18 protein-coding genes are annotated in these 17,902 nt (G+C 68.3%); 13 read left to right on the plus strand and 5 right to left on the minus strand.

The genetic code is table 11. The features are described from left to right. The first annotated feature begins 14 nt into the window (after window positions 1-14). The 6 genes from BV453_RS14215 to BV453_RS14240 are packed head-to-tail and all read left to right on the plus strand — an operon-like array spanning window position 15 to window position 6,605. Window positions 15-1,691 (plus strand): DUF885 domain-containing protein, encoded by a 1,677-nt coding sequence (locus tag BV453_RS14215; RefSeq protein WP_025103465.1) that lies wholly within the window; start codon window positions 15-17, stop codon window positions 1,689-1,691. 55 nt (window positions 1,692-1,746) lie between these two features. Further along, the gene (locus BV453_RS14220; protein WP_062634549.1) at window positions 1,747-2,781 is read left to right on the plus strand and encodes an LLM class flavin-dependent oxidoreductase; all 1,035 of its coding nucleotides are present in this window, start codon (window positions 1,747-1,749) and stop codon (window positions 2,779-2,781) included. A gap of 51 nt (window positions 2,782-2,832) precedes the next feature. Then, window positions 2,833-4,185: an MFS transporter gene (locus BV453_RS14225; protein ID WP_249521884.1), complete on the plus strand. Its 1,353-nt coding sequence runs from the start codon at window positions 2,833-2,835 to the stop codon at window positions 4,183-4,185. A 28-nt stretch (window positions 4,186-4,213) separates the two neighbouring features. After that, on the plus strand, window positions 4,214-4,969 hold the full coding sequence (locus BV453_RS14230; protein ID WP_085607514.1) for an SGNH/GDSL hydrolase family protein: 756 nt from the start codon (window positions 4,214-4,216) through the stop codon (window positions 4,967-4,969). A gap of 19 nt (window positions 4,970-4,988) precedes the next feature. Beyond that, window positions 4,989-5,735: an SUMF1/EgtB/PvdO family nonheme iron enzyme gene (locus BV453_RS14235; protein WP_085607513.1), complete on the plus strand. Its 747-nt coding sequence runs from the start codon at window positions 4,989-4,991 to the stop codon at window positions 5,733-5,735. Between the two features lie 57 nt (window positions 5,736-5,792). Then, the gene (locus BV453_RS14240) at window positions 5,793-6,605 is read left to right on the plus strand and encodes an arginase family protein (RefSeq protein ID WP_085607511.1); all 813 of its coding nucleotides are present in this window, start codon (window positions 5,793-5,795) and stop codon (window positions 6,603-6,605) included. A gap of 15 nt (window positions 6,606-6,620) precedes the next feature. On the opposite strand, the gene BV453_RS14245 is transcribed toward BV453_RS14240, so the two are convergent. Beyond that, the gene (locus BV453_RS14245; RefSeq protein WP_085607509.1) at window positions 6,621-7,802 is read right to left on the minus strand and encodes a DUF4232 domain-containing protein; all 1,182 of its coding nucleotides are present in this window, start codon (window positions 7,800-7,802) and stop codon (window positions 6,621-6,623) included. Window positions 7,803-7,820: 18 nt separating this feature from the next. Then, window positions 7,821-9,146 carry a nitrate/nitrite transporter gene (locus BV453_RS14250; RefSeq protein WP_025103458.1) on the minus strand — a complete coding sequence of 442 codons (1,326 nt, stop codon included), beginning with the start codon at window positions 9,144-9,146 and terminating at the stop codon, window positions 7,821-7,823. A 54-nt stretch (window positions 9,147-9,200) separates the two neighbouring features. On the opposite strand from BV453_RS14250, the gene BV453_RS14255 reads away from it, so the two are divergent. Both BV453_RS14255 and BV453_RS14260 read left to right on the plus strand, forming a co-directional pair. After that, the gene (locus tag BV453_RS14255) at window positions 9,201-9,569 is read left to right on the plus strand and encodes a VOC family protein (protein ID WP_025103457.1); all 369 of its coding nucleotides are present in this window, start codon (window positions 9,201-9,203) and stop codon (window positions 9,567-9,569) included. 47 nt (window positions 9,570-9,616) lie between these two features. Continuing rightward, a complete protein-coding gene (locus BV453_RS14260; RefSeq protein ID WP_036292416.1) occupies window positions 9,617-10,147 on the plus strand; it encodes a GNAT family N-acetyltransferase in 531 nt (176 codons plus the stop codon). A 27-nt stretch (window positions 10,148-10,174) separates the two neighbouring features. Here BV453_RS14260 and BV453_RS14265 read toward each other — a convergent pair whose 3' ends face one another. Continuing rightward, window positions 10,175-11,281 carry a hypothetical protein gene (locus tag BV453_RS14265; RefSeq protein ID WP_249521885.1) on the minus strand — a complete coding sequence of 369 codons (1,107 nt, stop codon included), beginning with the start codon at window positions 11,279-11,281 and terminating at the stop codon, window positions 10,175-10,177. A 91-nt stretch (window positions 11,282-11,372) separates the two neighbouring features. Beyond that, window positions 11,373-11,825, minus strand: a complete 453-nt coding sequence (locus BV453_RS16965; RefSeq protein ID WP_081811556.1) for an HIT domain-containing protein — start codon at window positions 11,823-11,825, stop codon at window positions 11,373-11,375. On the opposite strand from BV453_RS16965, the gene BV453_RS14270 reads away from it, so the two are divergent. From BV453_RS14270 to BV453_RS14290, 5 genes are all read left to right on the plus strand, one after another. Beyond that, window positions 11,798-12,283: a hypothetical protein gene (locus tag BV453_RS14270; RefSeq protein WP_025103453.1), complete on the plus strand. Its 486-nt coding sequence runs from the start codon at window positions 11,798-11,800 to the stop codon at window positions 12,281-12,283. The two genes, BV453_RS16965 and BV453_RS14270, sit on opposite strands and share 28 nt — an antisense overlap. Window positions 12,284-12,300: 17 nt before the next feature. Further along, the gene (locus tag BV453_RS16780) at window positions 12,301-13,086 is read left to right on the plus strand and encodes a peptidoglycan recognition family protein (RefSeq protein WP_157544457.1); all 786 of its coding nucleotides are present in this window, start codon (window positions 12,301-12,303) and stop codon (window positions 13,084-13,086) included. Continuing rightward, a complete protein-coding gene (locus BV453_RS14280) occupies window positions 13,043-13,933 on the plus strand; it encodes an ornithine carbamoyltransferase (RefSeq protein ID WP_249521886.1) in 891 nt (296 codons plus the stop codon). The genes BV453_RS16780 and BV453_RS14280 overlap by 44 nt, the downstream gene beginning before the upstream one ends. Window positions 13,934-14,620: 687 nt before the next feature. Further along, complete coding sequence (locus BV453_RS14285) at window positions 14,621-15,139, plus strand: hypothetical protein (protein ID WP_249521887.1); 519 nt, start codon at window positions 14,621-14,623, stop codon at window positions 15,137-15,139. Beyond that, window positions 15,094-15,771 carry a response regulator transcription factor gene (locus BV453_RS14290; RefSeq protein WP_249521888.1) on the plus strand — a complete coding sequence of 226 codons (678 nt, stop codon included), beginning with the start codon at window positions 15,094-15,096 and terminating at the stop codon, window positions 15,769-15,771. Before BV453_RS14285 ends, BV453_RS14290 begins: the two co-directional genes overlap by 46 nt. 886 nt (window positions 15,772-16,657) lie before the next feature. On the opposite strand, the gene tet(33) is transcribed toward BV453_RS14290, so the two are convergent. Then, window positions 16,658-17,881 (minus strand): tetracycline efflux MFS transporter Tet(33), encoded by a 1,224-nt coding sequence (tet(33), locus tag BV453_RS14295; RefSeq protein ID WP_074690335.1) that lies wholly within the window; start codon window positions 17,879-17,881, stop codon window positions 16,658-16,660. Window positions 17,882-17,902 lie beyond the last annotated feature (21 nt).

Consider the following 17,902-nt stretch of genomic DNA (forward strand, 5'->3'; position numbering starts at 1 on the left):
TTAGGCTGGAAGGCATGACTTCAGCACCCCGCACCCCCTCCGCCATCGACAGGGTCGCCGATGAATGGGTCGACACGATCGCCGTCCTGGCGCCGACTCTCGGCACCTACATCGGTCGGTCCGAGGTCAACGACCGGTTCGGCGATCTGAGCCCGGAAGGTCATGAGGAGATCGCCGCGGCGACGCGGGCCACGCTCGACACGCTGTCCGCGCTGGAGCCCGTCGATGCGATCGACGAGGTGACCAAGACCGACCTCAGTGCGGAGCTGCGCCTCGACCTCGAGCTGCACGAAGCGAAGTGGCACCTGCGCGATCTGAACGTCATCGCCTCCGCCGCGCAGGACGTCCGCTCCGCCTTCGACCTGATGCCCACGGCGACGGTCGAGGACTGGGAGGTCATCTCCACCCGGCTCTCCGCGGTTCCCGCGGCGCTGCGCGGATACGTCGAGACGCTGCGCCTGGGCATCGCCGAGGGCGTGACGCCTGCACGACGCCAGGTCGCGGAGGTCGCGACGCAGATCGACCGCTACATCGCCGACGACGGCTTCTTCGCGGCGTTCGTCGCGCACGCCGATCCCGAGGAAGGCCAGCTTCCCGCCTCGCTCGCCCGCACCCTGGCGGACAACTCCGCGGCTGCGCGGGTCGCGTACGGGGAGCTGCGGCGCTTCCTTGCCGAGGAGCTCGCGCCCGAGGCCGGTGAGACGGACGCCGTGGGGCGCGACCTCTACGCCCTCAACTCCCGTCGATTCCTCGGCGCCACCATCGACCTCGACGAGACCTACGAGTGGGGTCGCGAAGAGCTCGCCCGCATGGTGGCCGAGCAGACGGCGATCGCGAACGAAATCCTCCCCGGCGCCTCCGTGGAGGAGGCCGTCGCGCATCTGGAATCGGACCCCGCCCGCAAGCTCGTCGGCACCGAGGCGCTCCAGCGGTGGATGCAGGAGACCAGCGACCGCGCGGTCGCCGAGCTCGGCGCCTCGCACTTCGACATCCCGGAAGCCATCCGCACCCTGGAGTGCATGATCGCGCCGACGCAGGAGGGCGGGATCTACTACACCGGCCCCACCGACGACTTCTCGCGCCCCGGCCGCATGTGGTGGTCAGTCCCCGAGGGCGTCACCGAGTTCGACACGTGGCGCGAGCTCACCACCGTGTACCACGAGGGTGTGCCGGGGCATCACCTGCAGATCGCCCAGGCCGTGTACAACCGCGCTGAGCTCAACTCGTGGCGACGGCTGCTCGCCGGCACCTCCGGTCACGCGGAGGGCTGGGCGCTGTATGCGGAGCGACTGATGGAGCAGCTCGGTTACCTGGACGACCCGGCGGATCGCCTCGGCATGCTGGACGGGCAGCGGATGCGGGCGGCGCGCGTGGTCCTCGACATCGGCGTGCACCTCGGCAAGCCCCGTCTCGACGGTGACGGCGTCTGGGATGCCGACTACGCGCTCGACTTCCTCCGTCGCAACGTCAACATGTCGGACCAGTTCGTGCAGTTCGAGGTCAACCGGTACCTCGGCTGGCCGGGTCAGGCGCCGTCGTACAAGGTCGGTCAGCGCATCTGGGAGCAGGTCCGCGACGCCGTCCAGCAGGCGGAGGGCGACGCGTTCAGCTTCAAGGGCTTCCACAAGCGCGCCCTGGATCTGGGCGGCGTCGGGCTCGACACGCTGCGGAGCGCGCTGCTGCCTCGGTGATGGGAATGCCCGCCTCCCGCCGCGCGTTCCATTCACCTGAATAGGAAGGTGTGACATGGACATCGAGTTCGGGCTGGACACGTTCGGCGACATCACCCGGGATCAGGACGGCGAGCTGCTCAGCGGCGCGCAGACCATCCGGAACGTCGTCGCCCAGGCGGAGCTGGCCGATACGGTCGGCGTGGACTTCTTCGGCGTGGGGGAGCACCATCGGCGCGAGTTCGCGGTCTCGTCTCCGGAGATGGTGCTCGCGGCGATCGCCGCCCGCACCGAACGGATCCGGCTGGGCACCGCCGTGACCGTGCTGTCCTCGGACGACCCGGTGCGCGTGTTCGAGCGCTTCTCGACCCTCGACGCCCTGTCCGGAGGGCGGGCGGAGGTCGTGCTCGGGCGCGGTTCGTTCATCGAGTCCTTCCCGCTGTTCGGCTACGACCTGCGCGATTACGACCGGCTCTTCGAGGAGAAGCTGGAGCTGTTCGTCGAGCTCCTCAAGGAGGAGCCCGTGACGTGGTCCGGGTCGCTGCGGCCGTCGCTCGACAACGCGGACGTCTTCCCGAAGACCGAGAAGGGTCTGCGCACGTGGGTCGGCGTCGGCGGCAGCCCCGAGTCCGTCGTGCGTGTCGCGCGTCACGGTCTCGGCCTCATGCTGGCGATCATCGGCGGCCCGGCCGGGCGGTTCAAGCCGTTCGTCGACCTGTACCACCGCTCGGTCGCCTCCTTCGGGACGACGGCGCACCCGGTGGCCGTGCACTCGCCGGGACACATCGCGCCCACCGACGCGGAGGCATGGGACGAGGCCTACCCGGGCTTCGAGGCGATGAACAACACCATCGGTCGCGAGCGCGGCTGGCCGCCCTACAGCCGCGCGCGTTTCCAGAACGACATCGGTCCCGAGGGCTCCCTCTATGCCGGCTCGCCGGAGCGCGTGGCGGCGAAGATCGCCGACACGATCACGACCCTCGGGCTCGGCCGCTTCGACCTCAAGTACGCGACGGGAACCCTCTCGCACGAGTCGATGATGCGCAGCATCGAGCTGTACGGCACCGAGGTGATCCCTCGGGTGCGGAAGCTCCTCGCCGACCGCGACTGAGCGGGCGTCATCTCGCGGCTCGGCGGGACGGGCGGCCCTACGATGAGAATCATGGCCGATACCGCCCTGCCGAGCCGCACCTCGCTCGCCGAGCGCCTCGACGTCCTCCCGTTCACCCGCCGGCACCTGCGCCTGCTCACGGGCTCCGGCGTCGGCTGGGCGCTCGACGCGATGGACGTCGGACTCATCTCCTTCATCATCGCGGCGCTCTCACAGCAGTGGGATCTGACAAAGGGGGAGGCCGGCTGGATCGCCTCGCTCGGCTCCGTCGGCATGGCGGTCGGCGCGACCCTCGGCGGTCTTCTCGCTGACCGCTTCGGCCGTCGGCAGGTGTTCGCCCTCACGCTGCTCATCTACGGCGTGGCCACCGGAGCGAGTGCTCTGGTCGGGGGAGTGGCGGCCCTGCTCGTGCTGCGTTTCTTCGTCGGCCTCGGTCTCGGCGCGGAGCTGCCGGTCGCCTCGACCTACGTGAGCGAGTTCGCTCCCGCGCGCATCCGCGGACGGCTGATCGTCATCCTGGAAGCCTTCTGGGCCGTCGGCTGGACGGCCTCCGCGCTCATCGGGTTCTTCGTCATCCCCGCCTCCGAGGCGGGCTGGCGATGGGCCTTCGCGCTCGGCGCGATCCCCGCGGTCTACGCGCTCGTCGTGCGGTGGGGTCTGCCCGAGTCGCCGCGCTGGCTGGCGTCCCGCGGACGCATCGCGGAAGCGGATCGCATCGTGGCGGCCTTCGAGGCCGATGCGGGAGTCGAGTACACCCCGCCCCTCCGGAAGGAACCGGCGTCGCGGGCCATCGCGAAGACGGCACGGGCACGGCTCGCGACCCTCTGGAACGCGGAGTTCCGCGTGCGGACGGCGTGCCTCTGGCTCGTGTGGCTGGCCGTGAACTTCGCCTACTACGGGGCCTTCATCTGGATCCCCAGCATTCTCGTGGACGCCGGATTCGACCTCGTCCGTTCGTTCGGCTTCACCCTCATCATCACGCTCGCGCAGCTCCCGGGCTACGCCGTGGCGGCCTGGCTCATCGAGGTGTGGGGACGCCGCATCACACTGTCGGTCTTCCTGCTGGGGGCGACCGCGTCGGCCGTCGTCTTCGGAACCGCTACGACCGTGCCGATGATCATCGGCGCCGGCATGGCCCTGTCGTTCTTCACCCTCGGCGCGTGGGGCGCGTTGTACGCGGTGACGCCCGAGATCTACCCGACCTCGCTGCGCGGCACCGGGGCGGGCTGGGCCGCCGGGGTCGGACGCATCGCCTCCATCGTGGCGCCCCTCGCCGTTCCCGTCCTCCTCGTCGCCGGCGGCGCTCCTCTGCTGTTCGTCGTGTTCGCGGCCTGCTTCCTCGTCGCGGCGGCCGCCGCCTGGGGACTCGTCGACCGGAGCGGAGCGGCGCTGGACGACCGGTGACGTCCGGGACCGGGAATAGGCTGGGCGCGTGGCTGATGTACGTTTCGTCGCGATAGGCGACTCCTTCACCGAAGGCGTGGGCGATGTGCTCCCCGATGGGCGCGAGCGCGGCTGGGCCGACATCGCCGCGCAGGGATGGGCGGATGCCGCGGGGCACCCCATCCAGTACGCGAACCTGGCGATTCGGGGGAAGCTGGCCTGGCCGATCGTCGAGGAGCAGCTCGAACCCGCGCTGGCCCTGCGTCCCACGCACCTGTCGTTCAACGGTGGCGGCAACGACATGCTGCGGCCGCGGACCGACGTGGAGCACATCGCCGATGCGTTCAGCCGGGTGCTGCGACGGTGTGACGAGGAGGGCGTGACGATGATCCTGCTCTCCGGCGCCAATCCCAGCGGGCAGCTTCCGATGGGCTCCCTCGTGCAGCGGCGTGGCGACCTGCTCTCCGAGGCGGTCCTGCGGCGGATCGAGGACCGCCCCGACGTGGTCCGCGCCCTCAACTGGCCGGATACGGAGCTCTCGAAGCCCGCGTACTGGTCGGAGGACCGGCTTCATATGAATGCGGCCGGACACCATCGTGTCGCCGCCCGCGTGCTGCATGGACTCGGGTTCGAGCCGCCGGCAGCCTGGTGGGCGCCGCTCGATCGCTGGACCGCCGGCCCCGCGGGTCTGGCCTACTACCGCGAGTTCGTCGGGCCCTGGGTGCGTCGACGCGTGACGAGGACCTCGTCCGGAGACGGCCGCGCAGCGAAGTACCCCACGTGGGTCGAACGGACTCCGGCGTGAGCGTCGCCGCACCCCGCGCATGAGCGATATCGAGCTCGTCCGTCTCGCCGCCGGCACGGTGACGCTGCACGACGCCCGGCGACGCACGCGCCGCACCGTGGAACTCGAACCCTTCGCCCTCGGTGTCTTCCCGGTGACCGAAGAACAGGTCACCGAGGTCCTGGGCACCCCGTCACGGCATCCTCGTCGCCCGGTCGCCGACGTGAGCTGGCTGCGGGCCGTCCACTTCTGCAACGCCGCCTCGGAGTGGGAGGGGCTCGATCCCGTCTACCACTTCGAGGGTGAGGATGTGGCCTGGGACACCACGGCGGACGGCTACCGCCTGCCGACCGAGGCCGAGTGGGAGTACGCCTGCCGCGCCGGTTCCACCGGGCCGCACTACGCCCCGCTGGCCGAGGCCGCGTGGACCGCTGCCGACGGAGTCGGCACGCCGCAGGACGTGGGCGGGAAGCTCCCGAACCTGCATGGGCTGTTCGACACGCTCGGGAACGTGTGGGAATGGTGCTGGGACCTCCTCGACCCCGCGCGGTACGACGACTACCGGGTCTTCCGGGGCGGCGGGTTCGCCGACGACGCCTGGAGCGTCCGCGCCTCGGTCCGCCGTGGGGGAGGGCCGCGCATGCACCACGAGGACGTCGGCTTCCGCGTGGCCCGCGGCGCCTTCGACACGGAAGAGGAGGCGCAGGGCTGGTCGGCAGCGGCGGACCGGGACCGTGCCTTCGTCGACGGAGGGTTGCCGTCGGGATGGACGCCGCGCCGGCGATAGCGCAGGCCGGATGCGGCGGTTTTGGCCGCGGTCTGCGCCGGGTGGGAGACTGAGCGGATGACCAGGCCCTTCGCGCTCATCCTCAACCAGGGTCGCGTCGCCGACCGCACGGACGGAGCCCTCGTCGGGGCGCGCCGCGTCGCCGACGCCCTGTCCTCGCTTCTCCGGCGGGAGCCCGTCGTGGTCGGCACTCCGGAGCCCGGTCGGCTCGACGACTGGTCGGTCGCGCTGCCCGAGGCCTCGGACACGCTCGCGGGCCTCCGTGCCGCGGTGCAGGAGGCGATCACGGGGGAGACGACGCCGCTCCTCGTGACGAACACGTGTGCGGCGAGCCTCGGAACGCTGCCGAGCGTCGCCGAGCACCACCCCGACGCGGTGGTGCTCTGGATCGATGCGCATGGCGACTTCAACACGCCGGACACCACCGACTCCGGCTACCTCGGCGGCATGGTCCTCGCCGCCGCCTGCGGGCTGTGGGACAGCGGCCACGGGGCGGGCATCGACCCGCGGCAGGTCATCGTCGTCGGCGGCCGCGACATCGACCCCGCCGAGGGAGAGCTCCTCGCCGGCGCGGGAGTGACCGTCCTCAGCCCCGCGGAGAGCACGCCGGAGCGGCTGAGCGCTCTCATCGCCGGGCGACCGGTGTGGATCCATGTCGACTGGGACGTCCTGGAGCCCGGCTACATCCCCGCGGCCTATCGGGTCGGCGACGGTCTGCTGCCGCACCAGGTGGCCGCGCTGTTCGCCGCCATCCCGGTCGCCGACGTCCGCGGCGTGGAGCTCGCCGAGTTCGAGGCGGGCGACGCGGAGGTGCCGGAGCGCGTCAGCGTCGAGTTGATCGTGGAGACGGTCCAGCACCTGCTGCGCTGACGGCGCCGAGTGCCGTCACGGCGCGGCGGGTGCGGCGCCGAGGTGCCAGGCGGTGATCTCGACCTCGGAGCCCGAGACGATGTCGAGCTCGACCGGCCACGAGCCGCGGTCGAGTCCGGGGAGCACGGCGGCATGCAGGGCGCGGGCGACGAGAGCGCCGTCCGTGGCATTGGCATCCCAGCCGATCACCGCGTTCGCCTCGCCGCCGGGCGGTACCGTGACGGGCGCGATACCGGGGTCGGTCGCCAGGAATGAGGAACCGGGGCGCACCTCGACGTCGAGCGCATGGCCGTTCTGGTCCGCGAACGCGATGTCGGGATACCCCTCGACCACGCAGGGCTCCTCACCGACGTTCATCAGCCGGATGCTCTGGGCGCGGTGCCCCGTGGCCCCGTTGGCGGTTCCGAGCAGCAGTGTGGCTCGGTCGAGTGTGCAGGCGCCCGCGGGAAGCTGGGGTGTCGAGACCCCCGGGGCGCGCTCCGGCACAGGGTCGCCCACAGCCGCCGGATCGACGAAGGCTCCCGTCTCGTCGGTGGCGCCCTGCAGCGCGGCGTTCTCCTCGACAATCTGGCGCTGCCACGCGGCATCGGCCAGGCTCCCGACCACGACGAGAGCGACCACGCTCGCGAGGGTGACACCGAGAAGGCCCGGGGACCACTGCCGCGCAGATTCCTCACCGGCCCTGCGCGAGAACGCCCAGGCGGGGATCCAGCCCCAGGCGAGTCCCCAGTAGGCAGTGTCCGGCGCGGACTCGACGACCGCAGCCGTGAGACCGTGCAGGCCCGAGAGAGGGAGGAAGGACAGGACCCGGGTGACGTCGTCGCACAGCCCGACGACCGTTCCGGCGAGGACGGCACCGAACCAGAGCACGAGGAACGCGGGAGCCCGGCCGACGCCCCGTGCTCCGCGTGCCACAATCCAGACGACGCCGCAGAGCACGGCGGCCGTCACCGTCAGCACCAGGACGCCCCACGCACCGGGGAGCAGCCAGGCATGACTCTGCAGCGGCCCGATACCGGCGAAGCTCAGCAACCGTGTCAGAACGATGTCGGAACCAGTCAGTCGTGCGATGGCGCCGGAGATGATCCAGAGTGCGCCGAGGAGCAGGCCGGCGAGCAGCCCCGCCGTCACCGGTGGCCTCGTGCGGCCGTCTCGGGCGCTCGAGACGGGGGCGGTCGACGGGGGAGCGGAGGCCATGCCTCATCCTATGGGCGCTCAGCGACGCCGCTCGGGATCCAGCCCCATGCGGATGCGCGTCCGTTTGCGTTCGATGAGGATGAAGACGACCCCGAGGATCCAGAGGGGGATCGGGGTGAGGAACGCGACACGGAAGGCGTCGAGCGTGTAGGTGTCCGGGGTGCCGGCGCCCTGGGCGTCGAGGAGGAGGCCGATCACGAAGACCGCGATCAGGGCTGCGATGAAGCCCCCCGCGTTCGTGACTCCGGTCGCCGTGCTGAGGCGGTGCGCGGGGTTGTGCGTGCGAGCGTGGTCGAAGGCGATCATCGACGCGGGGCCCCCGGTCGCGAGAGCGATCGCCAGGACCCAGAGGAGCCAGTCCGGGGCAGGGCCGGGGAGGGCGATGACCGCGATCCAGGCGGCCATCTGCACACCCACAGCGGGAAGGACGAGGGCGAGCGAGCGATGGTTCGGCAGGCGGCGGGAGAGATCGCCGATGATCGGGCCAAGGATCATGCCCGCGACCACGTAGATCGAGATGATCCCCGCCGCGTGGGCGGTGGTCAGGCCCTCGCCTGCCGTGAGGAACGGCATGCCCCACAGAAGCACGAACACCGTGCCGGCGAACGGAGTGGTGAAGTGCGACCAGAACGCGAGCCGCGTGCCGGGATGTGCCCACGCCGCCCGGATGCCGACGCCCGTGTCGATCGCCGACGTCACGACACGCACGACTCCGGTGTCCGTGTTCACCGACACGTCGGGGCCGCTCTCCGCGGGGTTGTTGCGCACGATGAGCCACACGAGGATCGTGAAGAGCAGGCCGAGACCGGCGATGCTGCCGAACGTGATCGACCAGGTGGTGGCGTGCAGCAGGGCGGCGACCGGCACCAGCGCGATCAGCTGCCCGGCCTGCCCGATGATCCCGGTGAACTGGACCATGACGGGCCCTCGTTGCGCGGGGAACCACGTGGCCACCAGTCGCAGCACGGCCGGGAAGACGGCGGCATCGCCGGCTCCGAGGAGGACACGCGCGACGATCGCGATGCCGATGCTGGGGGAGAGGGCCATGGTGAGCTGTCCGGCCGCCATGAGCAGCATCCCCGCCGTGATGATCGGACGGGATCCGTAGCGGTCGAGGAGGACGCCCACCGGGATCTGCATCCCGCCGTAGACGGCGAGCTGCACGACCGCGAACAGCGCGAGCGTCGAGGCGTCCGCCTGGAAGCGGTCGGCGGCCTCGACACCGACGGCGCCGAGAGAGGTGCGGTTGGTGATGGCGAGAACGTAGGCCGCGACGCCGACGGACCAGATCGCCCAGGCCCGCCACCCCGGCGTGGAGACGGGGGAGTGGGAGACCTGAGGCACCCTTCCACGCTACTCCTGACCGACGATGTCCGACGCCGTGGCTACAGTGCCCGCATGACAGCCTCCTCGCAGCACCACGCCCTCGACTATGTCGAGCTCGTCGTCACGGATCTCGACGTGGCGAAACGCTTCTTCACCACCGCCTTCGGGTGGAGCTTCCAGGACTACGGCCCTGGCTATGCAGGGATCCTCTCGCCCCGCGGAGCCGGGAGCGAGGTCGGCGGCCTCCTGCTCGCGGACGCACCGCGACCCGTCGGCGGTCCGCTCGTGCTGCTCTACTCCGATGACCTCGATGCGACGAAGGCGGCGATCCAGGACGCAGGCGGCCGGATCCTGCAGGAGCCGTATGCGTTCCCCGGTGGCCGGCGCCTTCACTTCGCCGACCCGAGCGGCAACGAGCTCGGCGTCTGGTCCTCCCATTAGGCGCTGCAGATCACAGCGCGGGGGCGGATGAGTGCCAGACTGCGAGGATGAGTCACCTGCCCCGCATCCCGGAGATGGAGACGTTGCGCCTCCGCCTGCGCCGGCAGACGATCGAGGACGCACCCGTCTTCCGGCACCTGTGGACCGAACGCGACGAACGAGTCCCCGCGCACCGAAGGCTCGACACGGACGGCCGCCCCGACACGGACGACATCCGTGCGCATATCCAGGGCGCTGAGGCCTCGCCACTTCTCACCGTGGAACGGATCGACACCGGGGAACCGATCGGGTACTGCGGTCTCGTCTACGGCGGCGAGGGGGTGGGCGAGGAACCGGAGCTCGCGTTCGAGCTGCTCCGTGCCGAGCACAACCGGGGATACGCCACCGAAGCTGCCCAGAGCGTCCTGGCGTGGGCAGCCGGGGTGGGTGTCGACCGCGTCTGGGCCGGCGTCTGGGAATGGAACCTCCCATCCCGCCGCGTGCTCGAGAAGCTCGGCTTCGTCGAATCCGGACGGGAACGCCCGTCCTCCGTCCACGGTCGAAACATCTTGACTGTCAGGACTCTCTTCGCGACGTGAGAGCGGGCTCCGAGCCGGCGCTCTGGCTCACGTGACTGAGGACCCCACCGGCAGCGGCTCGCCGTCACCCGGGGGCACCTGCACGAGGTGAAGGGCCTCCGATTTCGTCAGATGGTTGGGGTACAGCGTCCGGGAGAACCTTCCGCGCGGATCGTCTTTGTCGCGGGGGAGATCGATGGGTGCTCGCTCGATCGCCGCGATGAGGAGTTCCGTCTGTTCATCGGTCAATACGAGGAGACCTCGTTCTCGCAAGCCCACCACTGCTCGCGAGTGATCCGATGCCGTGAGGACGACCGCGATACTCCGGGCTGTGGCGTCCGGCTCCCAGGGGTGTGCGATGACCATGGCCGTGGTGATGGTCGCGGTCGGGATCTCCTTCGTGCCGACGAGCAGACGGGTGGCGTCGCGTGAGATGCGCGGCGGTCGCGAACGTCGCCGCACGACGGCGCTGACGGTGATCGCCACGGCCGCCAGCAGCGCAGCCGCGAGCGGCCACGTCCATGCGCCGAGCGGTCCCGCCGCCACCGGGATGAGGAGCGCGCCGATCATCATCGCAAGGAGAAGCGGCTGTCCGGAGAAGACGTGAAGAGCCCACCAGGGAAAGAGAGTCCGCGAACGAGAGGGCCCTAACGGCATCCACTCCTGTACGTCGACGTTCGGCTCGCTCTCCGGGCGATCGGACGAGTGCACCGGTTGAGGCTGCCGTCGCACCCCTCTGATGATCGACGTCACGCCCAGCACACCGAGCACGGCGGACAGCACCCATCCGCGCAGCGGGTCGTCGGCCTCGTTCTGATCGGTCCCCGCCAGTGTGACCACTCCACCCACGGAGATGAGGAGAAGGAAGACCCCGTAGAGCAAGAAGACCCGACGGGTGCGGCGGGCCGTCCAGGGCTTCGGCTCCGGGCCTGGAGGCCACGAGGGGTCGCCCCATGTCCTTCGCCTCGTGAGCAGGAGGCCGGCCGCCACTCCGACGCATCCGAAAGACAGCGTCACTGCCGCCAGAACACCGATTCCAGGATCGGCGATCAGGAATGTCGAGGCCACCGCCACCGCTGCGCTGAAAATCGCCAGCGCCAGGCCCACCACGGCGGGCCTCAGCGGCCCTTCGCCCCTGTCATCGTGCGCGTCCATCCGCCCGCCCCACATCTCCCCAGTCAGCAGGCGGAAGTTCAGGCCCCTCTATCCTGCCGAGGCCGAAATGTGCCTGTTCCTGAGGATGAACCTACCGTTCCGCAGGACCTGTTGCGATCGCACTCCATGCCCTCCGGAGAGCGTGTACCCCGCCTCGGAGATCGTCAGCTGAGGGGAGCACAGGCCCGTCGGCGATGTCCACGTCCCGTTTCGGATCATCATGGGAGTGCTGGGGGAAAACGTGAGCGTGCAGATGCGGCATCCGATGGCCCATGACCAGGTAGTCGATCTTCCGCGGACTGTACACGGAGTCGATCGCTCGCCCCGCACGTTCCGCATCGTCCCAGAAACCGCGCAACTGGTCTGTCGTCAGGTGACCCATGTCCGTCACGTGCTCCCGCAGGATCACGAGGCAGTACCCCGCATGGGCTTGGTTCCTGGCGAGCCGGACCTGAGACGGATGAGGGTAGCGCGAGTATGCCCCCAGCGAAGGTGTACGACTCGTAGGATCACGATATGACCTCGCCTCGCCGTGTCCCTGCAGATCTGCGGAAGCGCGGGGGCTTCCGGGGAGCCGACGACTCGACCGCCTCGCTCATCCTCGGCCAGTTCTTCGTCGGTGGCTTCTTCCTGTTCATCGTGGCTTTCTTCCTCGCGCTCGGAGCTGCGGAAGAGTACGACGGGGTGACGTCCTTCATCGGGGCGAGCATCATCGCCGTCGTCCTGTCCGTCGTGTCGATGATCACCGCCCTGGTGATCGGCCTGCCCCTTCGCCTCGTCTCGGCGCTTCGCGCGCGGTGGCTCGCGCACGGCGAGATCACCGTCGTCGGGGTCGTCGTCGGACTCAGCGCCTGCATCGTGTCGGTCATGCTGGCGGGCGGAAGCGGGGGAGCGGCGCTCCCGTGGTGGGCGTTCTTCGTCTCGTGGACCGTCCTCGCCTTCTCGGTCGCGCATTTCGTCTGGCCAGGACGACGCCGGCCGCGTGAGTTCCGAGCACCCTGAGACGGCGACCAGCCCGCGTGAGTACGCGCGGGGAGGGTCAGCAGCCGGAGGACCCGGGAGCACGGGACGCCGATGAGCACGTGCCGGCGCACACGCGGCGGGGATTCCTCATCGCCGCCGGAACCGGCATCGCGGTGACCGGTGTCGGCATCTGGCTCTCCACGAGCTCCGGGGGAGAGGCAGACGACACCGGACGCCGCCCGGACAACCCCCGCGGGCTGCCAGAGTACGAGCCGGTCTACGACCGCGCGGTCACGGGTCTCGAGGTACCGCTCGGTTTCGAGGACTGTGCCCATCCGACGATGCGCGCTGACCGGAGCATCGCGGGAAGCGAACGTCGAACCGTGAGTCCGGTCATCGACCGCTTCATCATCCACCACACCGGCACGACGACGGACCAGTTGGACTTCTTCTCCCGCTGCAACAGGAGATCATCGGCTCCCACCTTCTATCTTCGGCACGACGGCTCGGTCATCGAGACCATCCGCCCGGGAGCGAAGCCGTCGTCCACCGGCGCGGACTGGAACTGGCGCTCCGTGGCGGTGGAGACGCTGGATTTCACCGGAGCGCCGGAGTACACGGTGACCACCGCGCAGGTCGAGGAGATCGCGCAGATGATCGCGTGGCTCGCAGGCTTCGACGGCCGGACCCTGGACGGCGTTCCGGTGCGCTTCCGGATCGACCGAGAGCACGTCATCACCCACCAGGAGACGTGGTCGGGAACGGAGTGTCCCGGCCCGTTCCTCCAATCGCGAGTGGATGACATCGTGGCGCGAGCACAGGTTATCTTCACGACATCATGAGGCTGGAGCCGTCCGCGACAATAGGGGAGTGCGCCACCTTCTCTCATTGACCGAACTCACTGGGGACGATCTGAGGGAGATCTTCGCGCGCGCCGCGCGGATCGAAGCGGGAACCCTGGCGAGGAGGGACGGCGCGGCCGCGCTGTTCTTCCCTTCCTCGAGCCTGCGGACGCGTGTCTCGTTCGAACGCGGCGCTGCGGAGATGGGTTTGCAGCCGATCGTCTTCCCTCCGGAGGCGCTCGACACCGTCGAGGACGCGGTCGACATCGTCGGATACCTGTCGGCGTGGGTCGAACTCCTCGTCGTCCGGCATACCGATCTCCACGAGCTTCGTGAGCTGGCTGCCCCTGGGATTCTCCCGGTGGTCAACGCGATGACCAACGCGAACCACCCGTGCGAGGTGCTATCCGATCTCTTCGCGCTCTCGCGCGAGACGGATGTCCGCTCACTCCGAGTCCTCGTGGTGGGACCAGACGGCAACATCGCTCGAGCCTGGGAGGAAGCCCATCGGGCTTTCGGAATCGATGTCGTGCAGGCCTGCCCGGAGGAGGTCCGCACACCCGCGCTGCCGTGGAAGGAGGATCTCAGCGATGCCGTGCAGGAGGCCGACGTGATCATCACGGATGGGCCGGGGGAGCACACCGCGGCCATGGCGCCCTATCGGATCACTGCGGATCTCCTCGACAGCGCCCCTGACGGTGTCCGTTTCGCGCCGTGTCCGCCGTTCGTCCGCGGGCGTGAGGTCTCGGTCGCTGCCGCCAACCATCCCGCGTTCGTGGGCTACGAGTTCAAACGTCACCTGAAGAGCGTGCAGCAGGCGATCATGGGGTGGGCGATCGAGGGATGAAGGGGAGATGGTCGGGGTGGCGCTCTTTCCTCTACTGGTAACCCTGCGTATCAAGGTTGGGCGTATACGAGCTGAGTCAGGCTGTGGTTCAGCCGAGGGGCCTGACATCGCGAGCGTGGTCACGGCCTTGGCAGCAACGCCGATCGCGGGCACCATGGCGCGTGCGCCGATCTGCTCGGCCAGGGGCGCGCAGCGGGACCGTGCTGCTTCATCTGTCGGAGAACGCAGCGCGGCACCGGCACCACTGCGCATCCGGCTCGGGCATGTTCCCCCGCGAAGGGCTGGGGCAGTCAGTTCCGGCCTTCAGAGCGACGCGGGGGAGGGAATCGAGGACGCGTGCTCGGCGGCATGTGGGGATGCGACTGAGGGTCTGCGCTGGCGCTGGCCTAGACTCAGCACTGAGCGGGGACGGTTGTCCACGCTCCTGGTCGATCCATCCAGGAAGGTTGGGACATGTTCTTCAGGGCTCGGGCCAGCCTGTAAGTGGCGAGTAACAGGACCGCGCTGGAACGTCGCGCGGTCCTTTGTTCTGCCCACTCGCCCGCTCATTCCTGAGGGAAGTTCATGTCTTCTACCGATTCCTCTTCTTCTCTGCGATCCTCGCTACCACGGCCCAGGTGGCCATTGCTATTGTCCAATGCCTTGGATGCCGCTGGGCGTCGGGGTGTCGACTTCGTAACTGATGTCTTGGCGGTACTGGTTCTTGGAGCCAGTGCTGCGCAGATGGGTTTGCTCAACGCCATCGGAACACTGGCATTCCTCGTGCTGGGGATCCCGATTGGGGTCCTGGTCGACCGCTCGCCCACGGTGCGGCTGCTCGCTGGCTCTGGCCTGGTCCGAGCAATGCTGCTGGCGACGGTGATCACTGCCCTGGCACTGGACTCGCTGACCATGGTCCACTTGTACCTGGTCGCTGGGTTAGTCGGCACCACTACGGTCGTCACCGAGACCACACAGACTGCCATTGCCCCTCGAGTCGCCGGACAGGACGCGGTGGCCGCCCTGGAGATGCTCGATCCTCCACGCGATGAGTTCCCGCCTCGCCCCGACGAGACCTGTCACTATTACGAGGCGGAAATCAGCTTCTTCGAACGAGTCGACGTCCACGTCGTCTGCTTCGCCTCCGACCAGGTCAGCAGGATCGGAACGGTTCCCGCGCCATGGCCCCGGAGGATCGCACCGACACCCCGCCGATCCGTGTCCTGATCGCGGATGACGACCAGCTCGTCCGCACCGGCGTCGCCGCTATTCTCGCCTCCGCCACTGACCTTGACATCACCGCCCTCGCCAGCAACGGCCACGAGGCCGTCGACGCCGCGGCAACACACCGCGTTGACGTCGCACTGCTGGATATCCAGATGCCACGACTCGACGGCATCGGAGCTCTCCGTGAGATCCGGCACCGACTGCCCGAGCTTCCGATCGCCATGCTCACCACCTTTTCCGACGACCATCTCATCGCCGATGCGATCAACGCCGGCGCCCTCGGTTTCCTCCTCAAGTCCGACGAACCTCAGCAACTCATTGCCGGCGTCAGGGCCCTCGCGCACGGCGGAGGCGCGTTCTCCCCTCGAGTCGCCCGCTGGCTCGCCGCCGAGCAACGAGCGGGCCACCGCACCCGAACCGCGCGAGACGAACTCACTGCCCTGCTCACCGAGCGCCAGATCGAGCTCCTCACCCACATCGCTCGCGGACTCTCCAACGCCCAGATCGGCAGGGCCATGCATCTGTCCGAAGGCACCGTCAAGCAATACGTCTCCCAGCTCTTCAACACCCTCGGCATCGACAACCGTGTCCACGCCGCCATCACCGCCTACCGACATGGACTCATCACCTGAAGCCGACCCTGACCACACTAATGGTGGGTAGTGGCGCACTCGAGAGCATGGTCATCGTCGGCATCTAGATGGCGGTCGTCTACAGCGGCGCAATCTTTTAACCAAAGTGGACAGCGCGTCCGCGATCAGTCCCCGCTCCCCTGATCGTCGAAGGCAGTAGCGTCGTGACGGTTTCGATGCGCGTGATGATCGCGAGGGATGGCTACAAGCACCTCCTGCGCACGGTCGCGGCCAAGGACGACGACCGCGAGCCAACCCCGTAGGGCCGGCAAAGTAGTTGCGTTTCGATCGGGTAGTTTCTGCGGTTCCCAGATTACGGGCTTAAGGGTCGTTCGTGCTGTCCGCACAGGCCTCAGTCAACCTGCGTCTCGATGCAGTAGCGTCGCAGTTCTGCGATCATCGCGGTCTTGGGGGTGCTGACGAAGCGGAACGCATGGCTGAAACGGACGCGCATTCCTCCAGCCTCGAGGTAGCCGTCGCAGGAAGCGCGTCGTCCGTGGGTGACGACAGAAATGACCTCCACCCGCTCGGGAGAACGGCGGGCGCACCTCTCGGGCTGCACTGGGGCCGCTGTGTGTGGATTTCTCGATGAGCGTCCAGCTCATGTCATCGGCAAGCCACTCGGAGAGGGCCTCCAGCTCTCCCTTGGCCCGGTTCACAACGAAGTCTCCGTCAACGCACTTCCGTGAAGACTCATGGTGCTATGGCTCGATCCGATGCGCCCGGCCTTTCTCCGCGATCGGCACGCACATTTCGATGGGTCTATCAGGCTCCCAGCTGACCTGTCCTTGGTAGATGATGCCGAGTTTCCCGGTGGCGCCGTCTCGCTAGTCGGCCATGGCGAAGCAGTGTCGCCGCCGTGTTGCTCCTGCTCACGTCTCACAACTCACATCGAGTCGCCGCTCGCCCATGAGCCGAACTTCGGGGACGCTGCTGTACCACGCATGATGAGAATCACGCAGGGCACGTAGAGTGCTGCGGCGCAGAGCCAGAGGAAGCCGTCGGCGTTGATGTAAGTGAGCGCGAAGATCGTTGTGAAAGCGACCGGTCCGAAGATCGATGTGACGCTGTTGATGCTGGCGAGCACACCCTGGAGGCGCCCTTGGTGCTGTTCATCGACGCGCTGGGAGAGAAGGGTTTGCAGAGCGGGGAGGCCGATGCCACCGATCCCCAGTGCCGCCAAGATAGGCGCCATGGAAAATGCGTCAGTGACAATCGCCAGGCCTACGAGACCCAAGGCGTCGGTAACACACCCGATGATGACTGTTTTTGCCTCACCGATCCACTCCACGATGCGGCCAGTAAGGAGGGCCTGCACGAGAACCTGTACGATCCCGAAGACGGACAGGGAGATTCCAACTTCGACGGGACTCCAGTCGAGGCGGTGTTCAGTAAACAGCACCCAGGTCGCACCTGGAGCCTGCCCAATGAATTGAACAAGGCCGAATGCGACTAATAGGAAGGTAATCCCAGGCACCGCGCTGAGGCCGGGGCGACCACGATGCTGAGCGAGCGACGCAGAGCGCGCAGGGGAATCAGGACGGGTCTCGCGTAACAAGATAAAGGTGAGTGCCAGATTGCTCGCTGAGAGAAGAGCAGCGAGCAAAAACGGCAGATGTGGCGAGATGGCACCGAACAGTCCACCCATGGCTGGCCCCGCGATCATTCCGCCGCCATAGCAGGCACTGAGTAAACCGAAACGCTTGGCGCGCTGGTGGGGTGGCGTGATGTCGGCGATCACGGTGGCGGTGACCGCATTGGTCGCTCCGGTTATCCCAGCCACTGCACGGGCGATATAGAACACCGACAGAGCGGATGTCGTGGCGAGCACGAGATAGTCGACGGTCGCACCGGCCAGGGAAACAAGCAGCACCCGGCGGCGGCCGAATCGGTCCGACAGTGTTCCCAGTACGGGGGCAAAGATGAACTGCATTACCGCGTAGAGCGCGATCAGCACTCCGACGTTCAGCGGAACCGCATCAGCGGTGACCCCTGCCTCGTGTAGCAGTGCGGGGAGAATCGGCATCACCAGGCCCATGCCGGCGGCGTCGAGGCTAGCCGTGATGAGGACCGTGGCCAACGAGCCACGAGCGGAAGTGAGAGATGACACCTTATCAACGATAAAGTTATC

The sequence above is a fragment of the Microbacterium sp. ER1 genome (assembly GCF_023383675.1).
In the GTDB taxonomy this organism is placed as follows: Bacteria; Actinomycetota; Actinomycetes; order Actinomycetales; family Microbacteriaceae; genus Microbacterium.